Raw genomic sequence first — 25,973 nt, 5'->3', positions numbered from 1 at the left:
TTCAACTACCACTTTTTATTTTAATATTATCGAATTGAACTCCCACAAGCCCCCACCTTACTTTACTTGATGAAACATTAACTATTAATGCATCATGTAACCAGTGGTGCTGGACATGTTCATATAACGATCCCTCGCCAAGAGTAGCACAAACGGTGTATTTGCCATTGGGCAACATAGGTAGTGTAAATTCAAACTTAGCACAGTAGACCTTGTCTATAGAGATATTTGTTGGCACGAGATTAGTATAAGGCAAAGTATTTTCCCCAAATAAATCCTGTCCCAATTTATCTCTCCATAAAAAACCTATTATCGGTTTATTAATATGTTTGTCTGCCTTAAACTTGATTAATAGTCTAACCTTTTCTCCTCCTCTAAAGAATGTTACTTCTTCATTATCTTGCCTTTCTATAGCAACACTTATGATTTTACCATGGCCAGTCTCCCAGCCTCTTGCCATCTCAACATTATCACAGACAACGGTATGAGAGTTATAATCGACAAAAAGTTCTTCATCTAAATCCTTGGTCACATTATTAGGATTTTCTCCAGTCTCACTTATATTGCTAAGAGAAACTTTATCTCCATATTCTTTTTGTAGAGTGTATTGTAAGTAGTTTTCACTCACTATTTTAGATGGACCATACTCGCATATACTACCCTCTGAAAGCCATACTACAGATTTGCATAGATTTATAACAGATGATGTATCATGACTAACAAATAGTAAAGTTCCTCTTTTTTGGAATCTACGTATAAATCTCATACATTTTTGTGTAAAAACTGCATCACCAACAGCAAGTGCTTCATCTACAACAAGTATATCCGCATCAACATGTGCTATAACTGCAAAAGCTAATCTCACAACCATACCGCTAGAGTATGTTTTAACAGGTTGTTCAATAAAGTCTCCTATATCTGCAAACTCTATAATCTTATCAAAGCGGTCTGTAATTTCCTCTTCTGTTAGGCCCAAGATTGATGCATTCAGGTAAACATTTTCACGCCCTGTAAATTCTGGATTAAACCCTGAGCCAAGCTCAAGTAGAGCTGCTACTCGGCCATTGCTATGAGCAGTTCCCTCTGTGGGTGATAAGGTTCCACATATAATTTGAAGCAGTGTAGATTTTCCTGACCCATTAAGCCCAATAATGCCTACTGTATCACCTTTTTTTATCTCAAAAGAAATATCTTTCAAGGCCCAGAATTTTTGACAATAACTTTTAGGTTTAAGTCTCAATAACTTTCTTATGCGAGGAAATATAATTTGTTTAAGTCTGTCTATTGGCTGGCTGTAAATCTCATAAGCTTTACTTACGTTTTTAACTCTAATAGCAATATTTTCTTTTTTTTCATTAGAGAACATCTGCAAACCCTTTTCGTGTTTTTTGGAACCATATAAATCCTAGCCAACATATAGCTGAACTAATAACAAGGTATTTTGATAAGCTAAGTAAATCAGGTAAATGACCATATATGACGACGTCTCTCAATTGCTCGACAATGAGGGTTAAAGGATTCAGGGTTACAACTCCCTGAAGATTCATGGGAAGTGAAGAAAGTGGGTAAAATATCGGACAAAGGAATAATAGTACCGTAAGTATAATACCAATAAACTGATCAATATCTCGCATATAAACCCCTAAAGAAGCAATTATCCAAGCTAACCCCAAAATTAAAGGTAAGAAAGGTATTATTACTAGTGGAATAAAAATAACTGTCCAATTTATATATCCATTTAGAAGAAAAAAAACGATTAATAAAGCACATATGCTCACAAATGCATTAAAAAGTGAAACTCTCAAACTAATAATCGAAAGTATTTCTAACGGAAAAATCACCTTCTTAACATAGTTAGCATTTGAAAGAATAATTTTGGGTGCTCCAGACAAGACTTCAGAAATCAAAGAATGAATTATTAATCCGACAAATAGGTTGGTTGCGAAACTCAAGTTACTTAAATGACTATCATCATTAAAGCGAGCTTTAAACACTATCGAAAATACAAAAGTATATATGGTCAGCATTATTAAGGGATTTAAAAGTAGCCACACACACCCTAAAAATGAACCCTTAAAGCGAGCGACAATATCTCTTCTAGTCATCTGACTAATTAATTTTCTATTAATAAAAATAGATTTTATAAGTTTTATAGGTGAAATATAAGTATCATTAACATTCATTTTCTATGAATTTCACAAAATTTGTTATTCTGGTATATATTTTACAGTATGAGGACATAAATAAAAATAGCTACTTTTATATGCGTCTGAAGTTTGGTGTCATGCTGGGTTAATGTACTATCGAACATGAATGTCCAGTAGTATGTTTTTAGCACATGTGGAGCATAATCTTATGAACTATTTATATAAAAGTTTTTGTCTATAGAATTTTAATTCAGAAATAGACTCTCTAATGTCATCTAGAGCTTGGTGTGTAGATTTTTTATAGAAGCTCTCGCCATCACCCCAATATTCATTGAGAAGCTTTAAGCTTGTAACATCAAGCATTCTATAATGGCAATAGTCGTCTATATCAGGCATATACTTTGCTAAGAATCTTCTATCCTGCCATATTGAATTACCACATAGAGGAGAGCTTTGATAAGGGACATATTGTTTTATAAAATCTAAGGTTTTTCGTTCAGCTTCTTTTAATGAAGTCTTACTATCTTTTACTCTTTGAGTTAGACCTGTTTCTCCATGAACCTTTATGCACCATTCATTCATTGTATTTAGAATTTCATTTGATTGATGGATTGCTATTGGCTCTGCTTCTGCAATGATATTTAGGTCTTTATCTGTAATAATTGTAGCTATTTCAATAATTGCGCAACTATCAACATCTAACCCCGTCATTTCAAGGTCAATCCAGATCAAGTTATCTGTAGATTGCATTTGCTTAATCCTTTACTCTTGATACATAAGTTGAAGTTCTAGTATCAACTTTTATGATTTCACCAGTTTGTACAAAAAGAGGCACTCTAACTACCGCACCAGTAGATAGTGTTGCTGGTTTGCCACCTGTGCCTGCAGTATCACCTTTAAGACCAGGATCTGTCTCAATAATTTCTAAGTTGACAAAGTTCGGAGGGATGATGGAGATGGGTTGGCCATTAAAAAGAATTACTTGATATTCATCTTGATCCTTGAGCCATTTTTTTGTTTCACCAAGAGCATCTTGAGAAACCATATATTGCTCAAAAGTTTCTGGATGCATAAAGACATAGCACTCACCATCAAAGTATGAGTAAACAGCAGATAATTCTTCAACATCTGCAGCCTCAACAGATTCGCCAGATTTAAAAGTTTTTTCAACTACTCTGTCATTTAATAGATTTTTTAGTTTAACCCTATTAAATGCCTGTCCTTTACCCGGTTTTACAAATTCATTTTCAATAATAACCATTGGGTTGCCATCAATTAAAACTTTCAGGCCACCCTTAAACTCATTAGTACTATAACTAGCCATTTTTAAATCCTTATTTAGTTTAGTAAGATTCTAATTCCAACATTCTTGAGGAGTCTTATTTACAATACCCCCATCAACTTCAAGTTCTATATTTCTGCATGGAGTATCAGCTGTTTGTGAATTCTGAGCAATTGCCGTTAATACATAGCTAACTTCTGGGCACTCCGGCTCACCAGAGCAGTATGTAAGGCGATAGTAATTATTTTGAGTATTTTCATGATAAAAGCTACTTATCGTACTACCAGAAGGAAAAGACCCAAAACGGATTTCAAAATTATCAGCCGCACTAGCTGCTGAAAGCAGCTCAGAGGTTGCTTCAGTTCGGTGATTTCTCAGTATATAGTTGTTATACATTGGTATGCCAATTGATGCGAGAATTGCTATTATCGCGATTACAACCATCAACTCAACTAATGAAAATCCTTTTTTTTTATTATTTATCGGCATATCAACACTACTCTAATATATTTGAGGTTCGCCATTTGGTCTAGTTCTATAGCGACGATGTTGCCATAAGTATTGCTCTGGATATTTTCTTATAGCATCTTCCAGGAATTTATTTGTCATTTCAGCATCTTTATAGGCGTCACCTGTAAACTCTAATGGCTCACCTATGACAATTTTATACTTTTTTAGGCACTTTTTTCTAACATAATATACAGGTAGTACTACAGAGTTTGTTTTTTCAGCTAACCATGGGGTTACGGTCAAAGTTGAACACAATGTTCCAAAAAATGGAGCAAAAATAGAGTTTTCAAGTCCAGTGCTTTCTAAGCCAAAGTCTTGATCTGGAGCGTACCACATAGAGTAGCCTCTTTTTAAGCTTTTAATAACACTTATTAAGTTTTTACTATCTAGACATCTGTAGATATTTTTTTCACGATATTTTTTGATTAGCTCCTCAAGAAGGTCATTGGTATTCTTTTGGTACATAACTGTAAGAGGGGGATGATTTTCTGCTACATGGCGTCCAACTATTTCTATACAGTGAAAGTGAAAACCTAAGAATATAACATTTGTATTTGGATTTTCATGATATTTTTTGAATATACTTAATGAATCACCTTCCCATTCAAATTTTATTTTATTGAACCTTTTTTTTGATAGAAACCACGCAGCAGTAGTTTCAGCTCCTGATAAAACCATTGAGTAATAACTTTTATTAACTAGTTTATTTATTTCTTTCAAAGACTTTTCTGGGAATGCAATCTTTAGATTTTCTCGAGCAATTCGATTTCTGCTTTTTAAGAATGGTTTAATAACAATACCAATGGCAAGCACTATATACTTATGAGTAAAAAGAGGTAACTTGGAGCCAAAGTTCATTATACCTACAATAATCCAAATGCCCCAATTCTTCGGTCTAAGCTTGCTATTATTCATCAGTATCTTTAAATTAAAATCTTAAACCTATTTTAACATACACTTTTTTAATCATAAACATTAATAAATCTTTTCTTCTCCTGGAGGTCTTGTCTTATAGCGACGATGTTGCCATAGATACTGCTCAGGATGTTTTTTTATGATATCTTCAAGAATTTTATTTGTCAGTTTTGCATCTTCAAAGTCATCACCAGTAAATGTGATTGGGTCACCTGTTATAATACTGTAGCCAGAGAAATTTGGCTTTCTGATATAGTATGCAGGGATTACTGTTGAGCCAGTCTTTTTTGCTAACCACGGTGTTACAGTTAGAGTGGTGCAAAGTTTACCAAAAAATGGAGCAAAAACCACATGCTCTTTAAAGTCTTGATCTGGAGCGTACCACATTGACACTTTTCTCTTCAAACTTTTTATGACAGAAATAATATTTTTCCTTTGGAAGCATTCAGTTACATATTTCTTTCGGGATGAGGTGATTATGTGTTCCATTAGGGGATTTTTGTGATATTGATACATTACGGTAAATGGACTATAGTGTTCACCAATATATCTACCAGCTATTTCAAGACAATGGAAGTGAAACCCCAGTACTAGCAATGTTTTATCTTTATCATAATGAATTTGATCAAATGTTTTTAGGTCATTGTCAAAAGGAATTTTGTTAAAGTTTTTTTTAGACATAAACCGGGATATTAGACTTTCAAACCCTGCCATACTTGCAGATTTGTAACTCTCATTAGCCAGCTTCTCTATCTCTTGATCCGATTTGTCAGGGAATGCGATTTTAAGATTTGTTATAGCAATCTGTTGACGTTTTTTTAATAGAGGTTTTGCCAAAAAACCTATACCTAACGCAATTCGCATTAACACACTGTAAGGAAGTGTGTTTACTAAAATCTTAGCGATCCAGATTATAATCCATAAACCCCAATATTTTGGTTTAAGTAGAGATTTATCCATATTACTTTTTATGAGTAGCTTGGTAATGTCTTGTAATAATCCACTGTTGTAAGATACTAATTACGTTGTTAGTTAACCAGTACAGTACTAGACCAGATGGGAATGAAGCAAATAAGAATGTAAATATCACAGGTAAGAACATCATTATCTTAGCTTGCATAGGGTCTGCAGGAGCTGGAGATAATTTTTGCTGTAAGAACATTGATATACCCATAAGTATAGGTAATACAAAGTAAGGATCTTTCATTGATAAGTCATGAATCCAGAAGATAAAAGGAGCTTGTCTTAGCTCTACAGATTCTAGTAATACCCAGTACAGTGAAATGAAAATAGGAATCTGTATAAGCATAGGTAAACAACCACTTAGAGGGTTTACCTTCTCTTCTTTATACATTTCCATCATTTTCTTACCTAGAGCCTGACGATCATCTTTATATGTTTCTTGTAAGCGTTTGATTCTAGGTTGTAACATTCTCATTTTTGCCATAGAGCGATAACTCTTAGCAGAAAGAGGATAGAATATGAGTTTAATCAGGCAGGTTACAAGGATAATAGCTAAGCCCCAGTTACTTACTAGTGAATGTATGTGATTCATCACCCAGAAAATTATCTCTGAGAAGAATGATAACATTCCGTAATCTAGAGTTTTTTCTAGGTTAGGAGCTAAATCTACTAAGTTGGCTTTAATAATTGGTCCACTATATAGTACTGAGTTTATATTTTCTGATTGACCAGGTGCGATCGAAAGTCCAGTGTAAGCACCTGCTTCAAATACATCATTGTTTAGGTTTTTATAGTAAATTTTTGAGTCATTTGATTGTGGAATCCAAGCGCTCATAAAGTAATGCTGTATGAAAGCAACCCAACCTAGACCTTGACTACTTATAACCGTTGGCTGACCGTTAGTTTTTGAAATGTCTTTGAAAGATTCTTTTCTGAAAGAGTCATTAGCTGTTGAGTAAGCGACACCAGTAAAAGTATAGCTGTGAGCATTTAATAGGCTAAAGCTATCGCCCGCTGGATTAAAGTCTCTAGCTAATGAGTCATCAATAATAACATTTACAGGCGCTGAAGTTGTATTTTTAATATTCTGAGATACAGATATATTGTATTTAGCATCATCAAAAGTATATGTTCTAGTTATTTCTAACCCATCAACATTTCCAGTAAGAGTTAGTACCTGTTTTCCATTTTCTTTTTTGATTCCCTGGCTTTCAAAATTGACATCAATAGGCTTTTTGTTGATAACAATAGTACTTTTGGCAATATATTCTGAACCTTGCTTATTTGTAAGTAGAGACATTGGGGTTTTATCATCAAGACTAATGCTATAATCTTCTAATGATGCTGAAATAATAGCACCATCAAGTAAGCTGACCTTAAGATTTTTGAATACATCTGTGTTAATAGTTACGCTTTTAGCATCATCATATTTTGAGAAACTTGTAGTTTTCGTTAATGATGCTTTTGCATCAGATGTTGACACGTTCGTTGTGGCAGGAGTATCACTATTATAGTGACTATTGTCTTGTTGAGTTTGAGTCGTTTGTGATTGACTGCTTTTTGATGGGAAAGTTTGCTCCCATCTACCCATCAATGAGATAAGCATTATAGCTATCGTGACTAATAGTAGTATTCTTATATGATTAGCTTTCATTGTTTATTATTAACCTTTTTATTTTTACAAGGAACCGGATCGTAGTAGTCTCTTTTTGCAAACGGGTGACATCTTAAGAGCCTACGGGTACTTAAATATAATCCCTTTAGTATACCATGAGTTTTTAGAGCTTCTAGAGCATATTCTGAACAAGTAGGATAATATCTGCATCTAGCAGGTATAAAGGGGCTTATACAATAACGGTATAAATTGATTAGAGCTATAAAAGGAACTAGTGTAATTCTTTTAAAAAATTTTCGAAATTTTTTATCGAGTGCCACAATTCTTCCTTAGTCGCTTGAGCAGCTGGTTTTTTACTTAAAACTATCAAGCATTTGTGTTCTAAGATATCTTTGTGTAAACGAAAAGATTCTTTAATAAGTCTTCTACAAAGATTTCTTTTAGTAGCCTTTTTGATGCTTTTTTTTGGTAAGATTGCACAAATACCTGGGTCTTTATGAGTTCTGTGACTTAAAAGGAATGTGAAATGTAGGGTGCTGAGTTTTTTATCTACATTACCAAAGGCTTGTTTAATCTCACTTTTATCGAGTATATTTTGCTTTGTTAGGCAAAAGTTACGCTGCAAGCTTTGCTCTACCTTTAGCTCTTCTGTTTCTAATAACTTTTCTTCCGCTTAATGTTTTCATGCGAGCACGGAAGCCATGAGTTCTTTTTCTTTTTAAGTTTGAAGGTTGGAATGTTCTTTTCATTTTAATTTCCTCTTTAAAATTCTAATCTTTATTTAATACATTACAGAAATAGTTTCGGTATTCTATAGAAAAAACCTTAGTTAGTCAAATACTAATTGCTAGAGTTGGAGCATGGTATTAGATTCATCTCTGATAATTGTTTCCAAGATTTATCAGGACAGTTTTTAGGTTTTTCAGAGGGAAAGCAGTAGCCTTGCCATCCTCTATAGTTTTCAACCTCTAGACATTTTTTGAACTTTTTGACGCTGAGGTATGCAGGTGTCCAAGTTGCGGAGTTTGAGCCAACTAGTTGTTCTTGTTGCTTAGGTTGGTCTATGGCTGGTATGTTACCCTCTTTAGCTTCCTTACTTAAAGGAGATGGTGTAGCATTCATTGCCATAGGTGTTGCATGATTATTAGGTTTGACTGAGTTAGCTTCCGTTAGGGCAGGATTAACGTTAACATTAGAGCCACTACTAGCTAAGCTATTGTCTATTGTGGCATTTGCAGAAAAACCAATAGAAACATACAGCGCAGCCACAAAGAAAGTACATATTTTTTTCATTTTCTCATAATAAGTATGTCAATTTATATAACTCATATAATATTTATTTTCTTTCCAGTATTCAAGTTAATGATTCTTGCTATGATATAATTCATACAAAATTTACAAGGTTTTTTTAATTTTATGCAAGATTTGTATCATGTAATTGGTTATCCGGTTAAACATAGTTTATCTCCCAAAATTCAGATGGAATTAGCTGAGCAATATCATCAAGATATACTTTTTACAGCTGTTGAAATTAAGCCAGAGAATCTAGAAACAAAGATTCAAGAGTTCCGTGATAATTCTCAAATTAAAGGGTTAAGTGTAACTGTACCACATAAGGAAAAAGTATACGATTTGGCAGATGATGCAGATGATACTGCTAAGGCTGTTAAAGCTGCTAGTAATGTTGTTTTTACCGAAGATCGTAAAATGATAGCTCTAAACTATGATGGTTTGGGTATAGTTAATGATATTAAGAATAACTACAAAATAGGTTTTGTAGGTAAAAAGGTTCTTGTTGTAGGTGCCGGAGGAGCTGCCAAAGCAGTTATTGCAGCGGTTATCAAAGAGTCTCCATTATCTGTGAGTATTTCTAATAGAACCAAAGTAAAGGCAGATGCAGTAAAAGGTTTGTTCGGGTTAGATGATAAAATAGATGTGATTGGTTTTGATGATATCAAAGAATCTTTTGATATCGTGATTAATTCAACATCATCAAGTATTTATGGAGAAATGCTTCCTTTACAGAAAACAAATTTTAATAGAAACGCATTTGCTTATGATTTGATGTATAGTTCAGATGGTGGGACTATTTTCACAAAATGGTGCGAAGATAACGGTATTAAGGCTGCAGATGGTAAAGGAATGTTAAAAGAGCTTAGTCTTGCAGTATTTAAGTATTGGCGAGGATTATGACTAATGTGGTCATTGTGCTAAAATATTTCTATGTGGTATCTACTAGCATAACTGCTTCTGAAGGTTAAGTTGAAAAAAAAGATATTATTCCTTGGAGTTGGTGGTATTGGTGTTTCAGCGCTGGCTATTGCAGCCAAAAGGTTAGGTGCAGATGTTGCTGGTTATGATAGTGTACCGAATAAGCTAACTGCTAAGCTAGAATCTTCAGGTATTTCAATATTTTCAAGTCCCACTAGTATTGATGTTTCAGTCTATGATACTGTAGTATACTCAAGTGCAATTCTTGATAGCCATCCGTTGTTGTCAAAGGCACGTGCTTTAGGTGTACAGTGTTTACAAAGAGCTATGTTTCTGGCGTTATTAATGAAAGATTTTAGATATAGCATAGCAGTTACCGGAACTCATGGTAAGACTACAACATCAAGTATTTTAGCTACATTGCTATGTAAGCTTGATGTGACTAGTAGTTTTGTTGTTGGTGGTGTAGTTAAATATACTGACTCTAATATCCAGGTTAATGGTACCGACCGATTAGTTATAGAAGCAGATGAAAGTGATGCTTCATTTTTATATCTAAACCCAAATGTCGCAATAGTTACGAATATTGACCTTGATCATATGTCGACATATAAAAATAGCTATGACAACTTACTTGAGAACTTTGCAAATTTTTTGATGAAAGAAAGTATCGAAAATATATATTTGTGCGTTGATGATTGTGGTTGTAATGATTTGCTAGAGAAGTATCGTTCGCAAGTAGTCGGAAATATTGTATCTTATGGGTTTGCTACAAACGCAAGTGCTCAAATATATGACTACAGGGTAAATGGAAGCTTAACCTCGTTCTCTATTGAATATAAGTCTAGCAAATATGATTTTAAATTAGAGTTGCCTGGCAAATATAATGTTCAAAATGCTGCAGCATGTGTAATAACATGTCTAGACACGGGGTTTAGGTATGAGGATATTTATAAAGCATTAATTACTGTGAAAGGTGTTGTGAGAAGATTTGATATATATACTAAGCGAATATTGGGTCATGAGACTCCTATTGTTGATGATTATGGACACCATCCTGTAGAAGTTGTAAGTAGCATTGGAGCTGTGAGAGATAGGTATCCGGATAAAAAAATAATACATGTCTTTCAGCCACATAGATACACGCGCAATAGGGATTTGTTAACGGACTGGTCAAAAGCCTTATCTTTAGCCGATCAGCTAATAATACTTCCAACATATTCAGCGGGAGAGCAGGTTATACAGGGAGCTAAGAGCCAAGATCTTATCAGAAATATTCCCAAAGCGCTTATGGCTGATAGTTTTGATCATGTGCTTTCTCTCTTAGAGAAGCTTGTGGATGATAATACGGTTGTGCTAATTCAAGGAGCGGGAGATATTACAAATTTGGTGGGTATGATAGGTGAATAGTATAGAAAAAGGAACTCTTTATGTTGTATCAACGCCTATTGGTAATTTACAAGATATAACTTATAGAGCTATGAACATTCTGAGTGATGTTGATGTGATTCTAGCAGAAGATACACGAATGACAGCTAAACTATTGGCTAGCCTTAATATTCGTGGTAATCAGAAGTTAATTTCTTGCCATGATTTTAATGAAGGGTCACGAGTTGAGTATGTCAAAGAGCTTTTAGGTAATGATAATAGCATAGCTTTGGTAAGTGATGCAGGTACACCATTAATTTCAGATCCTGGTTATAAAATAGTTGCGAGCTTACGCAAGGACGGTCATAAAGTAATTCCAATACCAGGTGTTAGTGCTGTTATTACAGCACTATCTGCTGCAGGCATACCGTCTGATAGTTTTATGTTTAAAGGATTTTTGTCAGCAAAACAAGCTAAAAGGCAACAGCAAATCCGTGACTTCCAACAAGCAAATACAACAGTAGTAATATATGAGTCTGTACATAGAATTACATATCTTTTGGATGATTTGTTAGAGATAATGCCTCATAATAATATCGTTGTTGCTAAGGAACTTACCAAGCAGTTTGAAAAATTTGTTGCTGGTTCAGTAGAAGAAGTGCATAAGTTTTTTAAGGATAATCAAGATGTCGTAAGAGGTGAGTTTGTCGTTATTATTGATTGTAATAATGGCGAGGTTGACGAGCAAAGCAATTTAAAAGTTGATATTGATGACCTACTAAAAGATCTGCTTGAAGATATTCCCGTTAAAAAAGCAGTGAAGCTGGTAGTTAAACTAACTGGTGCAAAAAAGAATGATATATACGAAAGGGCATTAGCCATAAAAAAAGAAGTAACTGGTTAGTTTATTTACTAGTTTTGAAATTCTGTATTTGTACTCTTAGCATGTTGATTCTGAATATTCTTCGGAAGCTGGCTTTCAAAGCCTTTTAAAAAAGAGTCTTTATCTTGCTGGTTTTCTAGATTAGTGCTATAGAATGCGCCCATGATATAACTAAACTCAGCTACTTGCTGTTTTGAAAGAGTATATTTTTTGTTATTTAAACCTGCCTTCATGCCACTAATAAATGATTTTTCATCTAGAGTTGATGGATTATGATTTTTGGGTATTTTAAACAAATTAAAACCTAAGCTATAGCTAAATTGATCTTTGCTGATATCTTTAGGAAGAGCTTGAGTATTGCTTTTTAGTATTTCTCTGAGTTTTATGTTTTCTATAAGCTTAAATTTTGGTTTAGCGCTATTATAATGATCAGATATTCCAGCTATAACCGCTTGTGGATTGTATAGATCATTTTTCGGTTTGGGAGTAAACAGGAAGCCTTTTTTAAGGCTACTTTCACCAGTTCTATACCCCATCGAGAAACTAACTTTTTCTGTATCATAATCTTTTAAGGAAATACTATCTTGATTATTTATTCTATCTCTTAGACCTTTATAGAAGTCTTCTAAAGAGTATTTTTCATCCGTACCACAGATGTTTTTATCTTTGAGTTCTTTTGCAAGACTGACAGCGTTATTGAAATAGTTTTGAGAGCTTGTATTTTCTATTTGTGAGCTGATACCTAAGGAGACGCTTAGTATACAAATTAGATATATATATAAATTTTTAAGAATTTTGGTTAGCATAAATTCAAAAACACATTTGTGCTAATAGATTGTTTTGTTGCTATACTATAAATATAAAACTATAAAAATAAAATATTATGCTACAGCGCGTGTTTTATACTTTAGGTCAGATGTTTAAATGGCGAAAAGCTCTTAGGCTATTAGATACTAATCATTTGGAGACTATAATAAATTTAACTCCAGAGATGCTAGTTAAGAATCGAGTAAAATATCTTGCTTTAGATTTTGATGGGGTTTTAGCAAGTCACGGTAAGCCTGAAATGCATCCTGAAGTTATGGGTTGGCTTACGAAATTTGTTGCTAAATTTTCAGAAGATAGAGTTTTTATTCTTTCTAACAAGCCTACTCAAGAACGACTAAAATATTTTAACAAACATTTTCCTCAGATAAGATTTATATCTGGTGTTGCAAAAAAACCTTATCCAGATGGTCTTAATAAAATACTAGAATTGGTTGGTTGCCAGCCTGGTGAGTTAGCGCTTGTTGATGATAGGTTGTTAACAGGATGTCTTGCTTGCTTGATAGCAGGTTGTTATCCGATACTGATAACTAGTCCCTATGTTGATAGAGATAATTACACAAAAGAAGAGAGATTCTTTGGTTTTCTTCGCTATTGCGAGCAAAAAATATTTCCACCTAAACCGTAATTACTAGTATTTTGTTTGATTATTACTTAATATTATATTAGTAGCTTTAAATTAAAATTTACTTATGACAAAAAGAATTTTCTGGTTGGCTTCAATGCTCTTTTGGGGTATTGGGTTTTCTAATCCTACATTTACTCAAACTTTTTTTGATGACCATGATTACTCGACTGAAGGAAACTTTGCGGTCAAGAATCAGGGCTATCGAAATGATGCGAAAATAAAAATATATAATCATGATTTTAGTAAGGATGATTCAGAAAATTATAATTGTTCTTTTACCAGCTCTGGAGAAGTAAGATGCGGAGATTATCAGATTAAAACCCCTAAATTTAAAGACAAAGATGTGGCTAAAAAGATATCTCGACATTATAAAAAACTTCAGGATGTCAAAGGTGTGAGTAAGGGTGATGACTTTAACTGTGCCCTTGATGATAATAACGATGTCTATTGTTGGGGTGATAATAAGAGAGGACAGCTAGGAAGTGATACTGGTGCGAAAAAAGTTAAAAAGCCTCTAAGAGTAGACATAGATAATAGTATTAACTTCAAGAAGGTGTATACAAAAGCTCACTATGCGTGCGCTTTAGATGAAGAGGGTCATGCATATTGTTGGGGTGATGGAAGTAATGGTGAGGTTGGTAATGGTAAAAAAGGTCTTTTTGATAAACCACAGAAGGTCCAGACAGATATCGAATTTAGTAGATTAAGCATGGCGACTACTTATACCTGTGGTATTGAAAAAGATACAAATGATCTATATTGTTGGGGTAAAAGTCAAAATGGTCAAAAAAATCTCGATTCAACTGTACCTGTAAAAATGTAGCCACAAATGCCTCACGATACAAAGCGCTTTCTTACAAACTCTAAAAGTTCTAAGATACTTACTGAAATTATTAATCAACTTGAAGATTGTGAAGAGTTTGTTATAAGTGTTGCTTTTGTGACTTTAGGTGGAGTTATCTGTATTTTAGAGACTTTGCGTCAATTAAATGCTCAAGGTATAAAGGGCAAAATCTTAACAGGATGTTATCTAAATTTTACAGAACCTAAAGCTCTTGAGAAGCTCATGGAGTTTGATAACATCGAGCTAAAAGTTCTTAGTGATGATAACTTCCATGCCAAAGGTTTCTTTTTTCGTAATAAGGATAGTTGGCGAATAATTCTTGGTAGCTCAAACCTTACTCAGTCAGCACTTACAGTAAATAATGAATGGAATCTGCTTTTTGAAACTTCTAATAATGACTCAATAACGGAGCAAATTTTAGCAGAATTTGATTATCTTTTTGCTAAAGCAGAATATGCTAGAGATATCATTCAGGAATACAGTCAAATATATCAACAAATAAGTAGTGATATTGCTAGCTATAGATCTATCGACACTAAAATATCTCCCAATAAGGTTCAACAAGATGCACTTGAGAATCTGAATCGATTAAGACAGCAAGGCAAAAATAAAGCATTAATAATTAGTGCCACTGGGACTGGAAAAACTTTTTTAAGTGCTTTTGATGTAGCAAAAGTAAAGCCGAAAAGGTGTTTGTTTATAGTGCATCGTACTAATATTGCAATAAAGGCAAAAGAGACTTTTGAAAAAGTAATAAAAGATAAAACACTTGGTTTGTATACAGGAGAAGTTAAAGATCCTGCAGATTATCTATTTGCTACGGTACAAACGCTAAAAAACGCTAAAACATTAGCAAGCTTTGAGACAAATGAATTTGACTATATTATAGTTGATGAAGTTCATCATGCAGAAGCACAAAGTTATAAAAAAGTTTTATCACACTTTAAGCCAAAATTTTTACTTGGGATGACTGCTACTCCAGAGCGGAGTGATAATGCTGATATCTTTAAGCTTTTTGATTATAACATTGCTTATGAAATTAGGCTTCATCAGGCATTAGAATATAATTTTCTTTGTCCATTTCACTATTTTGCTATAGAGGATTTTTATTTAGAATCAGAGCAGGTTTTTGCGAAGGATTTTTCTAAATTAATTAGTGACCAACGAGTTGAGCATATTATTGATAAGGCTAATTTTTATGGTTATAGTGGCAAATCGCGATCAGTTTTAATGTTTGTTAGTAATGTTGATGAGGCAGTACAGCTTGCGACTAAGCTCAGTCAAAGAGGTATCAAAGCTAAAGCTTTATCAAGTCAAGACTCAGAGCGTGTAAGACAAGAAACTATTGGTGAACTTGAGAGTGGGTTACTTGAAATTATTATTACAGTAGATATTTTTAATGAGGGTATTGATATTCCATGTGTTAATCAGGTTATCCTTCTAAGGCCTACTCAAAGCGCTATAGTCTATATACAGCAATTAGGGCGTGGACTGCGTAAGTATAAGTCTAAAGACTTTGTTGTGATTTTGGACTTTATCGCAAATTATAACAACAATTTTCTCATTCCTGTGGCATTAAGTGGAGATAATAGTTATGACAAGGACGAGCTTAAAAAGTTTGTAGTCTCACCAAATAATTATTTAGCTGGTGAAAGCACAATTACCTTTAGTAATATTGCTAAGGAAATAATCTATAAAAATATTCAAAGGACAAACTTCTCGCAACTAAAAAATATAAAAAAAGATTATGTTCAGTTAAAGAAAGAACTAGGTAGAATTCCTAGATTAGTAGACTTTCAGGAATATAACTTTATCTCACCAGAGGTTATTTTATCGACTAAAGATACTTATTATGATATTTTGTTGGCTTTTAAAGAAAGTGTAGTGAGTTTAAATCAACGACAATACAATATTATAAAGTTTATTTCTAGAGAGTTTACCCCAGCAAAAAGGCTTTATGAAATTTTAATTTTAGAGGAGCTTTTGAAATCGAAAACTATGAGTAAGGCTTATTTAGAGAAAGTGTTACGTAATAGTTTAGGTGATTTTGATATTATAAGTTTTACAAATGCACTAGAGCATTTGTCTCTAAAAATATTTACAGTAAATGCCGGTAGAGCAGATTATGAGCCTCTAATATCTGTGGATGAACAAGAGATTAGGCTACTGATATCAGATGCTATCGATGAAAGCAGATTCTTGTATGAGCAAATTAAGGATCTAATAGAGTATAACAAGTTAGTTTATTTTCAGAAATATAATCTAAATAAGTCTCATGGATTATCGTTATATGCAAAATACTCTAAAAAAGAAATTGCCTATCTATTTAATCAAGATTATGCCAATGGAGGAGTTAATCTTGCTGGATATAGATCTTTTGAAGATAAAGTACTACTGTTTATGACATTTGATGAGAATAAAAAATTTGATACATATGATAATAAGTTTCTCTCAAAACAGACCTTTTCATATTACTCAAAAAAAGGTAAGACTCTTGGTGATCGTTTAGAAAATGCTCTTAGCCAAAATCGATATAAAAGCTATGTTTTTGCACGAGTAAATAAAGATAATAGTTATATTTATCTTGGTATAGTTGCTAAGTGTCTAGTTGCTAAAGAAATAATTGCTGAAAAAAAGTTTGTTGAGTATATCTTTGAGTTAGAGAAGCCTCTAACAAATGAGATTTGGCATTATTTTAAAGCTGTTTATAAAACCAAGATTTGATGCGTAATTAAATGATTTTTTATTTTTGTTTGTTATAATGGAAATTGAAGGAAGAACAAATTTGGAGAATCCTAATGGCATACAAAAAAGTTTTATTAGCTGTGAATGTTTATGAAAATGCAGACATCGTTATTAACTCTGCAGTAGACTTCGCTAAAAAGAATAATACAGAAGTTTTAAAGGTTGTTACAGTTATTGATTGTGTAGCTCCATTTGCACCATCTATAGTTGATTTTCAACACTCTATAGAGCAAGAAGCAAAAGAAGCTTTAGATAAGCTTGTAGCTAAGATTTCAGGTATCAAGGTTGAGCATGAAGTACTTGTTGGTAACCCTGCAGTTGAAATCGTTGATTATGCTGAAGAGAGCAGTTGCGATGTGATAGTTTTAGGTTCTCATGCAACTCATGGTATAAATTTACTTCTAGGTTCAGTAGCGAATGCTGTTCTACATAAAGCAAAATGTGATGTGCTAACGGTGAGAGTTAGTGAGAATGAAAAAGAAGCAAGTAAAGCGCATAACTATCAAAGGCTTCTTGTACCTACTGATCTTGAAAATGACTCATGTTCCGTTGTTGAAAAGGCAAAAGATGTTGCAAAGCTGTATGGTTCAAAAATTGATACTGCGTTTGTTATACCAAATGATAGTATCTCTTTGATGACATATGAAACAGAGAAGGTTGAGCATGCAATAGAGAAGTTTGCAGATAAAAATGGTATCACTGGAGAGAAGTCTGTGATGATTGGTGGTATCGCTAACAGTTTATTAGAAAAAGCAGCTGAAAATAAAAATGATTTGATAGTTGTGGGAAGTCACAGAAGAAGTGCTATTGGTAGATTTTTCTTAGGCTCTACAGCAAATAGTATCTTACATGAAGCTAATGTTGATGTCTTAGTTGTAAGACTTAAGTAATTACCGTTTTTCTCTTTTTCATAAAAATTAAATTCTAAAAAACTCATAAAAAGACTCAAAAAAGTGTATTTCTTTTGAAAAATATATTTAAATAAAAGAATCGGACAAAAAAATAAATACTTTTTATGAAAAAATTATTAGTACTTTTAGCAAGCTCAGCAGAGTGGTATGAGTTTACTGTATATTCATTTTGTGCAGGATATATTGGTGCAGCATTTTTCCCAGGTGATCATTTTATAAAATTTTTAGCTGCCTTCGGGGCATTTGCTGCAGGATTTTTAGCGAGACCTCTTGGTGGAATAATATTTGGCTATATTGGGGACAAAAAAAGTCGCTCTACAGCTTTAGCATTAGCGGCATTTTTTATGGGGGTACCTACTGTTGGGATGGCATTATTACCATCGTATGCAACTATAGGTATTTTGGCTCCTTTACTTTTAGTTGCTTTTAGAATTTTACAAGGCATAGCAATTGGTGGTCAGTATAGCGGTTCAGTTGTTATTCTTGTCGAAGCTGAATCAACTCTATTTGGTAAAGCTAAAGCTGGTGTAAATGTTATAACTAGTGCTTTTGGAGGGATATTGTTAGCGATTGTAACTTTTCAAGTTATTAGATATCTAATTCCAGATGAGACTATGGCAAATGGTGGCTGGAGAATACTTTTTGGTATAGCAATTATATTGGTTGTTCTGTCGTTTTTCATTAAGCATAGTGGCGATGAAAAAGAGCCTGAAAAATCAAATGTGAGTCTAACTAAAGTGATACTTAAAAACTATAAAAGTTTAATATATATGATTTTATTATGCTTTCCTGGTGCAGTTGTTGCTTACTTCCAGATTACAATTTTACCTAATATTATTAAGAAAATATTAGGTCATGCAGATGTTAATGTCGCAGTATTGACAACTATTAGTATTATTATGTTTATCGTTACATGTAATATTGCTGCTAGACTTACTAAGTATTTTAAAATAAAAACGATTACTGCGTTTGGTCTTGTTTTGATGCTTATATTGTCATTACCAATGTATGCGTTATATAAAGCTAATAGCGATTTATTGATAGTCTTCTTTGTGACTATGGGAGCAATATTTGGAATATTCTATGGCAATATTATGGTGTTGTTTACAGAGTGTTTGCCTAGAGAGATTCGTTATACTGGATTTGCTTTAGCTTATAATATTGGTTTTGGTGTGTTTGGTGGTTTATTGCCATTCTTATGTTTCTTTTTAGCTTACTCTATATCTGATTATATGGCTGTGGGCATGATTTGTATAAGTGCGCTTGTTGGTTTGATAACGATATATAAATTCGAGCCAGAAAATCTTAAAAAGTCTATAATAAACGATAACTAGTACTCAAAGAGTTTCTTTAAGGTAGTTGCTAATGAGTTATTATTTTTTGAGTGAAAACTGCTTTATTTACAATATCAGTAATAAATTATCTTTAGATGATAATCTCAAAATTTTAAATATCTATAAGTCTTTTATTAGAGATAGAGCATTTTGTCACAAGTTTGGTATCTATGATATTGTTCCATCTTATAATTCAATAGCGTTTCATTTTGATTATAAAAATCTTGATCGTTTGCAGGAAGCTATTCTAGCCAAAACTGAATCTATAGATTTTAGTGCCATTATTGATTCAAAAACACATTATATAGCGGTTGACTATAGTGGTGAGGATTTACCCAAAATATCTGAGATTTTAGGAATAGAAATATCTGAGATTATAAAAAGACATACTCAAGTTGAATACCATATTGCGATGTTAGGTTTTAAGCCATATTTTCCATACCTACTTGGTTTAGACAAAAGTTTAAGTGCACCTCGCTTAGCAACACCACGAAATAGAATACCTGCTGGATCTGTTGCAATTGGAGGTTCTCAAACAACTATTTTTCCTGAGCAATCGCCGAGTGGTTGGAATATTATAGGAGTATCTAAGTTTAGAGATTTCTCTAACTTTAGTGCTGGTGATAAGATAATTTTTAAGGAGAAGTGATGCTTTTGATAAACTGTGATTTAGGAGAGAGGGGTGTTGCTCATCCTATTGATGATAAGTTAGTTGAATATATAGATATTGCAAATATTGCTTGTGGTGGTCATGCAGGTAATAAAGAAAGCGTTGATTACTATGTGAATCTATGTCGAGATCACAATGTCAAAATTACAGCACATATTTCCTACCCAGATAAAGAAAACTTTGGTAGAAAGGTAATAAGCATTGATAATGATATTTTATGTTCATCTTTTGATGAGCAGTTTGCACTTTTTGATAAAGATATCAAGGCTGTTAAACCGCATGGAGCCTTATATAATGAGCTAAATGTTAATCAAGAGCTAGCAAAGGTTTTTATAGGCTGGTGTATTAAAAATGATATTCAAGAGTTGGTTGTTAGCCCTTTTGGTATGGTTGCTGAGTATGCTAAAGAAAATGGTATAAAAATTGTTAAAGAGAGTTTTGCAGAGAGAGGCTACATGCTTGATAGTGTTAATAACCCTATGCTAATACCACGAGGCCAACCAAATGCTGAAATACATAATGTAATGGAGGCAGTTGAGCAATATAATCAGCTTAAACAAGGATTTATTAAGATAGGTGATCAAGATATCTTATTTGAGTCACAAACTGTATGTATACATTCTGATAGTAAGATAGCTTTAGAGTTGGCACAGCAATTGTATAAGAGTAGAGACTAAAGTCATGGAGAATATCTTTTCGACTAAAGGAGGGTTGCTTTTTCCAATTTCATTGCGGAAATATGGTAAGCAAGATAAAGGAGTATCTCCTAAAGGGGCTCAAGATCAATTAAGCTTTATGACAGCTTATAATATTTTTAATCAGCCTGTAGATTTTCAAGCTATTGAAATGATTTATCCCAGCGAGATTGTAGCTACTGATGATATATTGGTTTATTTATGTGGGGCTAGCTATCCAAATACTTTTATTGATGAAAATACCTGTGCAAACTATAATCAAGTTTTTGAGCTTAATAGAGGTCAAAAGTTAGAGTTTAAAGGTTCAAAAAAAGGCTTTCGCACAATAGTTTTTGCCGTAAAAAAACAATCACAAACTATTGGATTGGTTGGCAAACAGAGATCGTTAGAATTAGAAGACTATATAAGTCAAAACTATCGTCATAGCTTCATAAGAGTAATCAAGGGGCCTGAGTATGATATTTTAAAAGATTGTGCTTTTTTTGAGAGTAGTTGGACTATTTCAACAAACTCAAGTCAGATGGGGCTACCTTTAGATGGAGTTTCTCTTGATACACAAAAAATTGAAATGATATCCCAGCCTGTAACAGATGGTACAATACAGCTAGCCCCAAGTGGTCCGATAGTATTGTTACGACACCGACAAACAGTAGGGGGGTATCCACGAGTTGCTAATGTTATTGAAGCAGATATTAATAAATTATCACAGTATGCTCCTGGATCTAAGGTAAGGTTTAAGTTGGTTAGTTTAGAAGAGGCTTGTGAAGTAAATAATATTCTCAAAGGCCTTATTAGTAGGGTATGAACTGATATAGTAACCTTTAAAGATTCCATATTTAAGTATATTATTCTTAGAGAAATCAAAAAAACATAAGGTATTGTGCTCGTGATAAAAAAAATATTCCCGAAGCAAATAGGTGTTTATAAAGCGACAGTTATATTAAGTCTTCTGTTTGGCTATGTATATAATATCCCACTTATTATAAAATTTTTCCAAGATGTTGCTCAAGATAGTACATTTAGCTTATGGTTTGTGATTAGCTGTTTTGCAGTTTGTTTCTTAGCTTTTTTTCTGATTTTTAACTTGATTAACTTTCGCTATATATTTAAGCCAATAATGATTATTTTGATTGCAATTGGAGCAATTGTTTTTTACTCCGAGATGTTCTTGGGAATTACTTTTACCTATGGTGTGGTAGAGAGTATTTTTGATACAAATACACATGAGGCACTATCCTATTTATCTATCGGAAGCATAGCAAGTTTTATATTTTTTGGTGTTTTACCAATTGTTATACTTCTCAGAGTTAAAATAGTATACCCAAAATTTAGTAAAAGTGCTTTGATTAGAATCGCTAATATCATAGGGACCCTAATATTAGTTGTAATGATTTTAATTACAAATGTAAAAACTATTTTCCCATTCTTTAGAAATCATAATGAATTAGGAGATTACCCTAATCCAATAATTTACGTAGGTATCACTTCAGCAATTATTGCAGAGAAGTTTATTCCACCTTTACCGTACCAGCCAATTGGTGATGGTGCAAAAGAAATTAGAAATACTGATAAGCCAAATCTAATGGTATTTGTCTTAGGCGAGACAGCGAGAATGCAGAATTATCAGTATAATGGATATGATAGAGACACAAATCCTTATACTAAAAATCTTGGAGTTATTGCGTTACAAGATGTAGCATCATGTGGTACTTATACGGCATTGTCAGTACCTTGTATGCTATCTAATATGCCAAGAGTTGACTACAATGCAAGGCAAGCTGCTGCTAGAGATAATGTCTTAGATATTATGAAAAAAGCAGGTTTAGATGTCACTTGGTATAATAATAATGGTTATGATTGTAGATATACTGGGGTATGTAAGCGAATAGAAAATATCTATATAAATACTAGTGATTGTAAGGGTAATAGTGCAGGTGGATTCTGTCATGACTCAGTATTACTAAAAGAGCTAAAAGAGAATCTTGCGAAAAATGATGATGGTAAAAGTAAGGTAATTGTTTTACATCTAGTTGGAAGTCATGGACCAACTTATTATCAGCGTTATCCTGCAGAGTTCAAGAAGTTTACACCGACATGTGACCAGGGTGATATAAATGCCTGTAGCAGAGAAAAACTAGTAAATACTTATGACAATACTATACGTTATACTGACTATATATTATCAAAAGTTATTGATACTTTAGATAGCAAAGAAGTAACTACTAAATATGATAGTGCAATGGTCTACATATCTGATCATGGAGAGTCTTTAGGAGAGGACGGCTTATACCTTCATGCTGCACCTTATGGTATAGCTCCATTATATCAAAAAAGAGTGCCGTGGATTATGTGGTTCTCTAAAGATTTTTTAAAAGATAATAAGCTTAATAAAGCTTGTTTAGTTAAAGAAGCTAAGAGGGAAGACACTTTCTCTCAAGACAATGTTTTTGACTCATTCTTAGGACTTATGAATATCAAGACAGCAGCATATAGTCCAAAACTAGATATTTTTGCAAATTGTCGAAATGGTAGGTAGATTAGATGTTAAATAAGCCTAAATATACACTTTTTAAAAATACTTCATATGCACTAAGTGGCTTAGTAGATATTTTTAAAAATGAAAAATCTTTTCGTCTGCAGTTACTCCTTTTTATAATTTTGACAGTGACTATTTGGGTACTGCCTTTTAGTATAGTTTCAAAGTTTGTTTTACAGATTGTATCAATGTTGCCAATTTATGCAGAGATTATAAATAGTGCTATTGAAAGGGTAGTTGATTTAGTGACGACTGACTATCATATATTAGCAAAGCAAGCTAAAGATGCAGGTTCAGCTTTGGTTTTTGTATCTTTTGTAATAGAACTAATTGTTTGGATTATGGTTATTTATCTGAATCTATGTTATTGAAGTTGTATAAATGCTCAGAAGTGAAGTGTTTATATTTTTGAATTTTTATTATATAATATTAGCCTTTTTATAAAAAAGCTTGGTTTTTAGAATCAAGGGATCAATATTGTATTTTAGAGTTATTGCAAAAGCAATGCTTATTTAGATATATTTTTTAAAGTGATTTCTTATTGCTATTCTTTGTTTTTTTATTGTAGACTTTGTGATGTTAAAATAGATGTTGAAACATTGTAGTTAGGGAGATCACATAAATGCTACGTAAACTGGTTAAAACTTTAATACCAAGTCAGGATAAAATTTTTTTTGATTTAATGATAGAAGCAACTGAGTCGGTAGAAGATTCGGCTAGAATTCTTGACAAACTTGTTAAAGAGGAAGATAACCTAACGATATCTGAGCTATCAGAAGAGCTGAGATTAACAAGAACTGTAACAGTTGAAGTAGCTAATAAAATGGATCATGAGTTGGCTCGTTACTTTGTAACCCCTGTTGATAGGGTAGAGTTACATAACATTACTACTTTACTTCTAAAGTTAAATAGAAGAATCGTTAAAATCCACAGATATATGCAGATACTGATGGAAGAAGAGCGTGGCAACGTAAATATATATCTAGCAACTAGTGTCGAGACTTTACGTAAAATGACAAAAGTACTTGATGATATGATGAAAGCTTTTGTCAAAGGGGATAATAAAGAACTTAAAAATTTCTATATTAGAATTACAGCGTTAGATGAGAATGTACTTGAAGAACTAGGTCATGCGCTTAAGAAATTCTCTCACTATGATGAGGGGGATGTAATATTTATCATGAAAGTTAAAGATATTTATAAGGCTATAGAGAGTGCTATCTCTACGTGTACATCTGTAGCAGAATCAATTATGAGATTGTATGTAAAAGAAGTTTAACGAACAAGGTAAATAAAGATGATTACATCAGTGCTTATAGCCATCATTGTAGTAGCGTTGTTTTTTGAGTTTACAAATGGTTTCCACGATGCTGCAAATGTAGTTGCAACACCTATCGCAACCAAATCTCTAACACCATATCAAGCTATTGGTCTGGCAGCATTTTTTAACTTTTTGGGTGCTTTCTTTGGAACAGCTGTTGCAGCAACAATATCAAAAGGCTTAGTAGATACAAGTGTTGTTACCGATATTGTTCTAATATCTGCTTTATTAGGAGCTATTAGCTGGAACTTTTTTACTTGGAGTTTTGGTATACCGTCGAGCTCATCACATGCTCTGATCGGATCATTAGTTGGTGCTGTGATTATTAGTTCTAGTTACCAAGATGTTAACTATGTGACAGTAATTCATAAGGTCATTATACCAATGATAAGCTCACCTATTATGGCATTCTTCTTAGCACTTATAATATGTATTATTCTACTTAATATTTTTATGAGGTTCTTTATGGTTAGAACTACAAATAAATACATAAGAGAAATGCAGGTGTTATCTACTAGCTTATTGTCTTTTTCTCACGGTTCTAATGATGCTCAAAAAACAATGTCAATAATAACACTTGCGCTACTAAGTGCAGGAGTTGTGCAAACTACTCAGGTTCCTAATTGGGTTATCGTTTTATGTGGTGTTGCAATGGGGCTAGGGACATTATCAGGAGGTAAAAAGATAATTAAAACTTTAAGTGCAAAGCTATCAAAACTAGAGCCGGTTAATGCTGTTTCTGCAGAATTAAGTTCAGGTATATTGGTTTTAGGAGCTTCACACATAGGTTTGCCAGTTAGTACTACTCAAGTCGCATCTGGTTCTATTATGGGAGCAGGTTATGCTGATTCTGGTGTAAACTGGAAAGTTGTTAAGAAAATGGTAACAGCATGGGTTTTGACAATTCCAGCGTGTATCATTGTTACTAGTGTTATATATACTATTCTTTTTAAAATTTTTGGTACTTTCTAAAAGTTAATTACTATAAATCTCTTTTTTTAATAAATAAAAAGCCTATAATTCAAAGCAATTAAATTTACTACCTAATACTTAAATGCAAACAAAGATCAATAAGTTTATGGTTTATCTTCATTGGACCACGGTTATCTTGATATTTCTAGCTTTTATATCAATAGAGTTTAGAAGTATATTTGGTAAACATTCTCTATTTCATGATGTAATGAAAACATCTCATTTATATATTGGTTTTTTGATTCTGTTTATTACTATTCTAAGGTTGGCTATAAGAAAGTTTGTAAGTTTTCCATTTATAGGGCAACGACTTGAGTATAATAAATTTAGGACTATAGTCGCTAATTTGGTACACATATTTTTATATTTTTGGTTAATTACTATGCCAATATTAGGTTGGTGCTTGATAAGTGCAAAAGGAACTTATGTTATTCCTTTTGGTTTGCCAGCTATTACGGATGTGCTCTCAAGAGCTAGTGTAGTCAGACTCAAAGAAATCCATGAAGTTTTTGCATATGTTGGGCTAGCTGTAATATTTATACATGCAATAGTAGCAATTACTGAGTATTATATCATTCGTAGTAGAAGAGCTTAAAAG

The 25,973-nt window shown here is 33.0% G+C and carries 29 protein-coding genes; 16 read left to right on the top strand and 13 right to left on the bottom strand.

Annotated elements, in window-relative coordinates:
* Position 1 precedes the first annotated feature (1 nt).
* From F0R75_RS08615 to F0R75_RS08560, 12 genes are all read right to left on the bottom strand, one after another.
* Entirely contained in the window at positions 2 to 1,366 is a 1,365-nt protein-coding gene (locus F0R75_RS08615) for an ABC transporter ATP-binding protein (RefSeq protein WP_149369018.1), read from the bottom strand.
* On the bottom strand, positions 1,356 to 2,183 hold the full coding sequence (locus tag F0R75_RS08610; protein WP_149369019.1) for an ABC transporter permease: 828 nt from the start codon (positions 2,181 to 2,183) through the stop codon (positions 1,356 to 1,358). Before F0R75_RS08610 ends, F0R75_RS08615 begins: the two co-directional genes overlap by 11 nt.
* Positions 2,184 to 2,360: 177 nt before the next feature.
* Positions 2,361 to 2,897 carry an oligoribonuclease gene (gene orn, locus F0R75_RS08605; protein WP_149369020.1) on the bottom strand — a complete coding sequence of 179 codons (537 nt, stop codon included), beginning with the start codon at positions 2,895 to 2,897 and terminating at the stop codon, positions 2,361 to 2,363.
* A gap of 4 nt (positions 2,898 to 2,901) precedes the next feature.
* A complete protein-coding gene (gene efp / locus F0R75_RS08600) occupies positions 2,902 to 3,471 on the bottom strand; it encodes an elongation factor P (RefSeq protein WP_013921845.1) in 570 nt (189 codons plus the stop codon).
* A 30-nt stretch (positions 3,472 to 3,501) separates the two neighbouring features.
* The gene (locus tag F0R75_RS08595) at positions 3,502 to 3,918 is read right to left on the bottom strand and encodes a type IV pilin protein (protein WP_013921846.1); all 417 of its coding nucleotides are present in this window, start codon (positions 3,916 to 3,918) and stop codon (positions 3,502 to 3,504) included.
* A 12-nt stretch (positions 3,919 to 3,930) separates the two neighbouring features.
* Positions 3,931 to 4,854 (bottom strand): lysophospholipid acyltransferase family protein, encoded by a 924-nt coding sequence (locus F0R75_RS08590; protein WP_149369021.1) that lies wholly within the window; start codon positions 4,852 to 4,854, stop codon positions 3,931 to 3,933.
* Positions 4,855 to 4,914: 60 nt separating this feature from the next.
* Positions 4,915 to 5,814, bottom strand: a complete 900-nt coding sequence (locus tag F0R75_RS08585; protein WP_149377281.1) for a lysophospholipid acyltransferase family protein — start codon at positions 5,812 to 5,814, stop codon at positions 4,915 to 4,917.
* Between the two features lies 1 nt (position 5,815).
* Complete coding sequence (gene yidC / locus F0R75_RS08580; RefSeq protein ID WP_149369023.1) at positions 5,816 to 7,471, bottom strand: membrane protein insertase YidC; 1,656 nt, start codon at positions 7,469 to 7,471, stop codon at positions 5,816 to 5,818.
* A complete protein-coding gene (yidD, locus tag F0R75_RS08575) occupies positions 7,468 to 7,752 on the bottom strand; it encodes a membrane protein insertion efficiency factor YidD (protein WP_013921850.1) in 285 nt (94 codons plus the stop codon). The genes yidC and yidD overlap by 4 nt, the downstream gene beginning before the upstream one ends.
* On the bottom strand, positions 7,704 to 8,057 hold the full coding sequence (rnpA, locus tag F0R75_RS08570; protein ID WP_149369024.1) for a ribonuclease P protein component: 354 nt from the start codon (positions 8,055 to 8,057) through the stop codon (positions 7,704 to 7,706). Before rnpA ends, yidD begins: the two co-directional genes overlap by 49 nt.
* Positions 8,047 to 8,181 carry a 50S ribosomal protein L34 gene (gene rpmH, locus F0R75_RS08565; protein WP_003014180.1) on the bottom strand — a complete coding sequence of 45 codons (135 nt, stop codon included), beginning with the start codon at positions 8,179 to 8,181 and terminating at the stop codon, positions 8,047 to 8,049. The genes rnpA and rpmH overlap by 11 nt, the downstream gene beginning before the upstream one ends.
* A gap of 91 nt (positions 8,182 to 8,272) precedes the next feature.
* Positions 8,273 to 8,725, bottom strand: a complete 453-nt coding sequence (locus F0R75_RS08560) for a hypothetical protein (RefSeq protein ID WP_149369025.1) — start codon at positions 8,723 to 8,725, stop codon at positions 8,273 to 8,275.
* Between the two features lie 123 nt (positions 8,726 to 8,848).
* Here F0R75_RS08560 and F0R75_RS08555 point away from each other — a divergent pair, with 123 nt between their 5' ends.
* The 3 genes from F0R75_RS08555 to rsmI all read left to right on the top strand — a co-directional run bounded on the left by F0R75_RS08555 (position 8,849) and on the right by rsmI (position 11,915).
* On the top strand, positions 8,849 to 9,625 hold the full coding sequence (locus F0R75_RS08555) for a shikimate dehydrogenase family protein (RefSeq protein WP_149369026.1): 777 nt from the start codon (positions 8,849 to 8,851) through the stop codon (positions 9,623 to 9,625).
* A gap of 69 nt (positions 9,626 to 9,694) precedes the next feature.
* Positions 9,695 to 11,053: a UDP-N-acetylmuramate--L-alanine ligase gene (gene murC, locus F0R75_RS08550; protein ID WP_149377280.1), complete on the top strand. Its 1,359-nt coding sequence runs from the start codon at positions 9,695 to 9,697 to the stop codon at positions 11,051 to 11,053.
* Entirely contained in the window at positions 11,046 to 11,915 is an 870-nt protein-coding gene (rsmI, locus tag F0R75_RS08545) for a 16S rRNA (cytidine(1402)-2'-O)-methyltransferase (protein WP_149369028.1), read from the top strand. Before murC ends, rsmI begins: the two co-directional genes overlap by 8 nt.
* An 8-nt stretch (positions 11,916 to 11,923) precedes the next feature.
* Here rsmI and F0R75_RS08540 read toward each other — a convergent pair whose 3' ends face one another.
* Complete coding sequence (locus F0R75_RS08540) at positions 11,924 to 12,700, bottom strand: hypothetical protein (protein ID WP_149369029.1); 777 nt, start codon at positions 12,698 to 12,700, stop codon at positions 11,924 to 11,926.
* 77 nt (positions 12,701 to 12,777) lie between these two features.
* Between F0R75_RS08540 and F0R75_RS08535 the strand changes: the two genes are divergently transcribed.
* The 13 genes from F0R75_RS08535 (at position 12,778) to F0R75_RS08475 (ending at position 25,970) form a co-directional block, all read left to right on the top strand.
* Complete coding sequence (locus F0R75_RS08535) at positions 12,778 to 13,347, top strand: YqeG family HAD IIIA-type phosphatase (RefSeq protein ID WP_149369030.1); 570 nt, start codon at positions 12,778 to 12,780, stop codon at positions 13,345 to 13,347.
* A 64-nt stretch (positions 13,348 to 13,411) separates the two neighbouring features.
* On the top strand, positions 13,412 to 14,170 hold the full coding sequence (locus tag F0R75_RS08530; protein WP_149369031.1) for an RCC1 domain-containing protein: 759 nt from the start codon (positions 13,412 to 13,414) through the stop codon (positions 14,168 to 14,170).
* A 6-nt stretch (positions 14,171 to 14,176) separates the two neighbouring features.
* A complete protein-coding gene (locus F0R75_RS08525; protein WP_149369032.1) occupies positions 14,177 to 16,915 on the top strand; it encodes a DUF3427 domain-containing protein in 2,739 nt (912 codons plus the stop codon).
* 74 nt (positions 16,916 to 16,989) lie between these two features.
* Positions 16,990 to 17,826 (top strand): universal stress protein, encoded by an 837-nt coding sequence (locus F0R75_RS08520; RefSeq protein WP_146421605.1) that lies wholly within the window; start codon positions 16,990 to 16,992, stop codon positions 17,824 to 17,826.
* 125 nt (positions 17,827 to 17,951) lie between these two features.
* Positions 17,952 to 19,181: an MFS transporter gene (locus tag F0R75_RS08515; RefSeq protein ID WP_149377279.1), complete on the top strand. Its 1,230-nt coding sequence runs from the start codon at positions 17,952 to 17,954 to the stop codon at positions 19,179 to 19,181.
* A 31-nt stretch (positions 19,182 to 19,212) separates the two neighbouring features.
* Positions 19,213 to 19,830: a 5-oxoprolinase subunit B family protein gene (locus F0R75_RS08510; RefSeq protein WP_149369034.1), complete on the top strand. Its 618-nt coding sequence runs from the start codon at positions 19,213 to 19,215 to the stop codon at positions 19,828 to 19,830.
* A complete protein-coding gene (locus F0R75_RS08505) occupies positions 19,830 to 20,528 on the top strand; it encodes a 5-oxoprolinase subunit PxpA (RefSeq protein ID WP_149369035.1) in 699 nt (232 codons plus the stop codon). Before F0R75_RS08510 ends, F0R75_RS08505 begins: the two co-directional genes overlap by 1 nt.
* A gap of 4 nt (positions 20,529 to 20,532) precedes the next feature.
* Positions 20,533 to 21,351 carry a 5-oxoprolinase subunit C family protein gene (locus tag F0R75_RS08500; RefSeq protein WP_149369036.1) on the top strand — a complete coding sequence of 273 codons (819 nt, stop codon included), beginning with the start codon at positions 20,533 to 20,535 and terminating at the stop codon, positions 21,349 to 21,351.
* An 81-nt stretch (positions 21,352 to 21,432) separates the two neighbouring features.
* Positions 21,433 to 23,082, top strand: coding sequence for a phosphoethanolamine transferase (locus F0R75_RS08495; protein ID WP_149369037.1), 1,650 nt, complete (start codon positions 21,433 to 21,435; stop codon positions 23,080 to 23,082).
* Positions 23,083 to 23,087: 5 nt separating this feature from the next.
* Positions 23,088 to 23,453: a diacylglycerol kinase gene (locus F0R75_RS08490; RefSeq protein ID WP_149369038.1), complete on the top strand. Its 366-nt coding sequence runs from the start codon at positions 23,088 to 23,090 to the stop codon at positions 23,451 to 23,453.
* Between the two features lie 251 nt (positions 23,454 to 23,704).
* On the top strand, positions 23,705 to 24,361 hold the full coding sequence (locus tag F0R75_RS08485; protein WP_013921870.1) for a hypothetical protein: 657 nt from the start codon (positions 23,705 to 23,707) through the stop codon (positions 24,359 to 24,361).
* 18 nt (positions 24,362 to 24,379) lie between these two features.
* A complete protein-coding gene (locus F0R75_RS08480) occupies positions 24,380 to 25,375 on the top strand; it encodes an inorganic phosphate transporter (RefSeq protein WP_149369039.1) in 996 nt (331 codons plus the stop codon).
* 82 nt (positions 25,376 to 25,457) lie between these two features.
* Positions 25,458 to 25,970 (top strand): cytochrome b, encoded by a 513-nt coding sequence (locus F0R75_RS08475; protein ID WP_149369040.1) that lies wholly within the window; start codon positions 25,458 to 25,460, stop codon positions 25,968 to 25,970.
* Positions 25,971 to 25,973 lie beyond the last annotated feature (3 nt).

This window comes from Francisella marina, assembly GCF_008369785.1.
GTDB classification, from domain to species: domain Bacteria; phylum Pseudomonadota; class Gammaproteobacteria; order Francisellales; family Francisellaceae; genus Francisella; species Francisella salimarina.
This window is presented reverse-complemented; position numbering and strand designations above follow the sequence as displayed.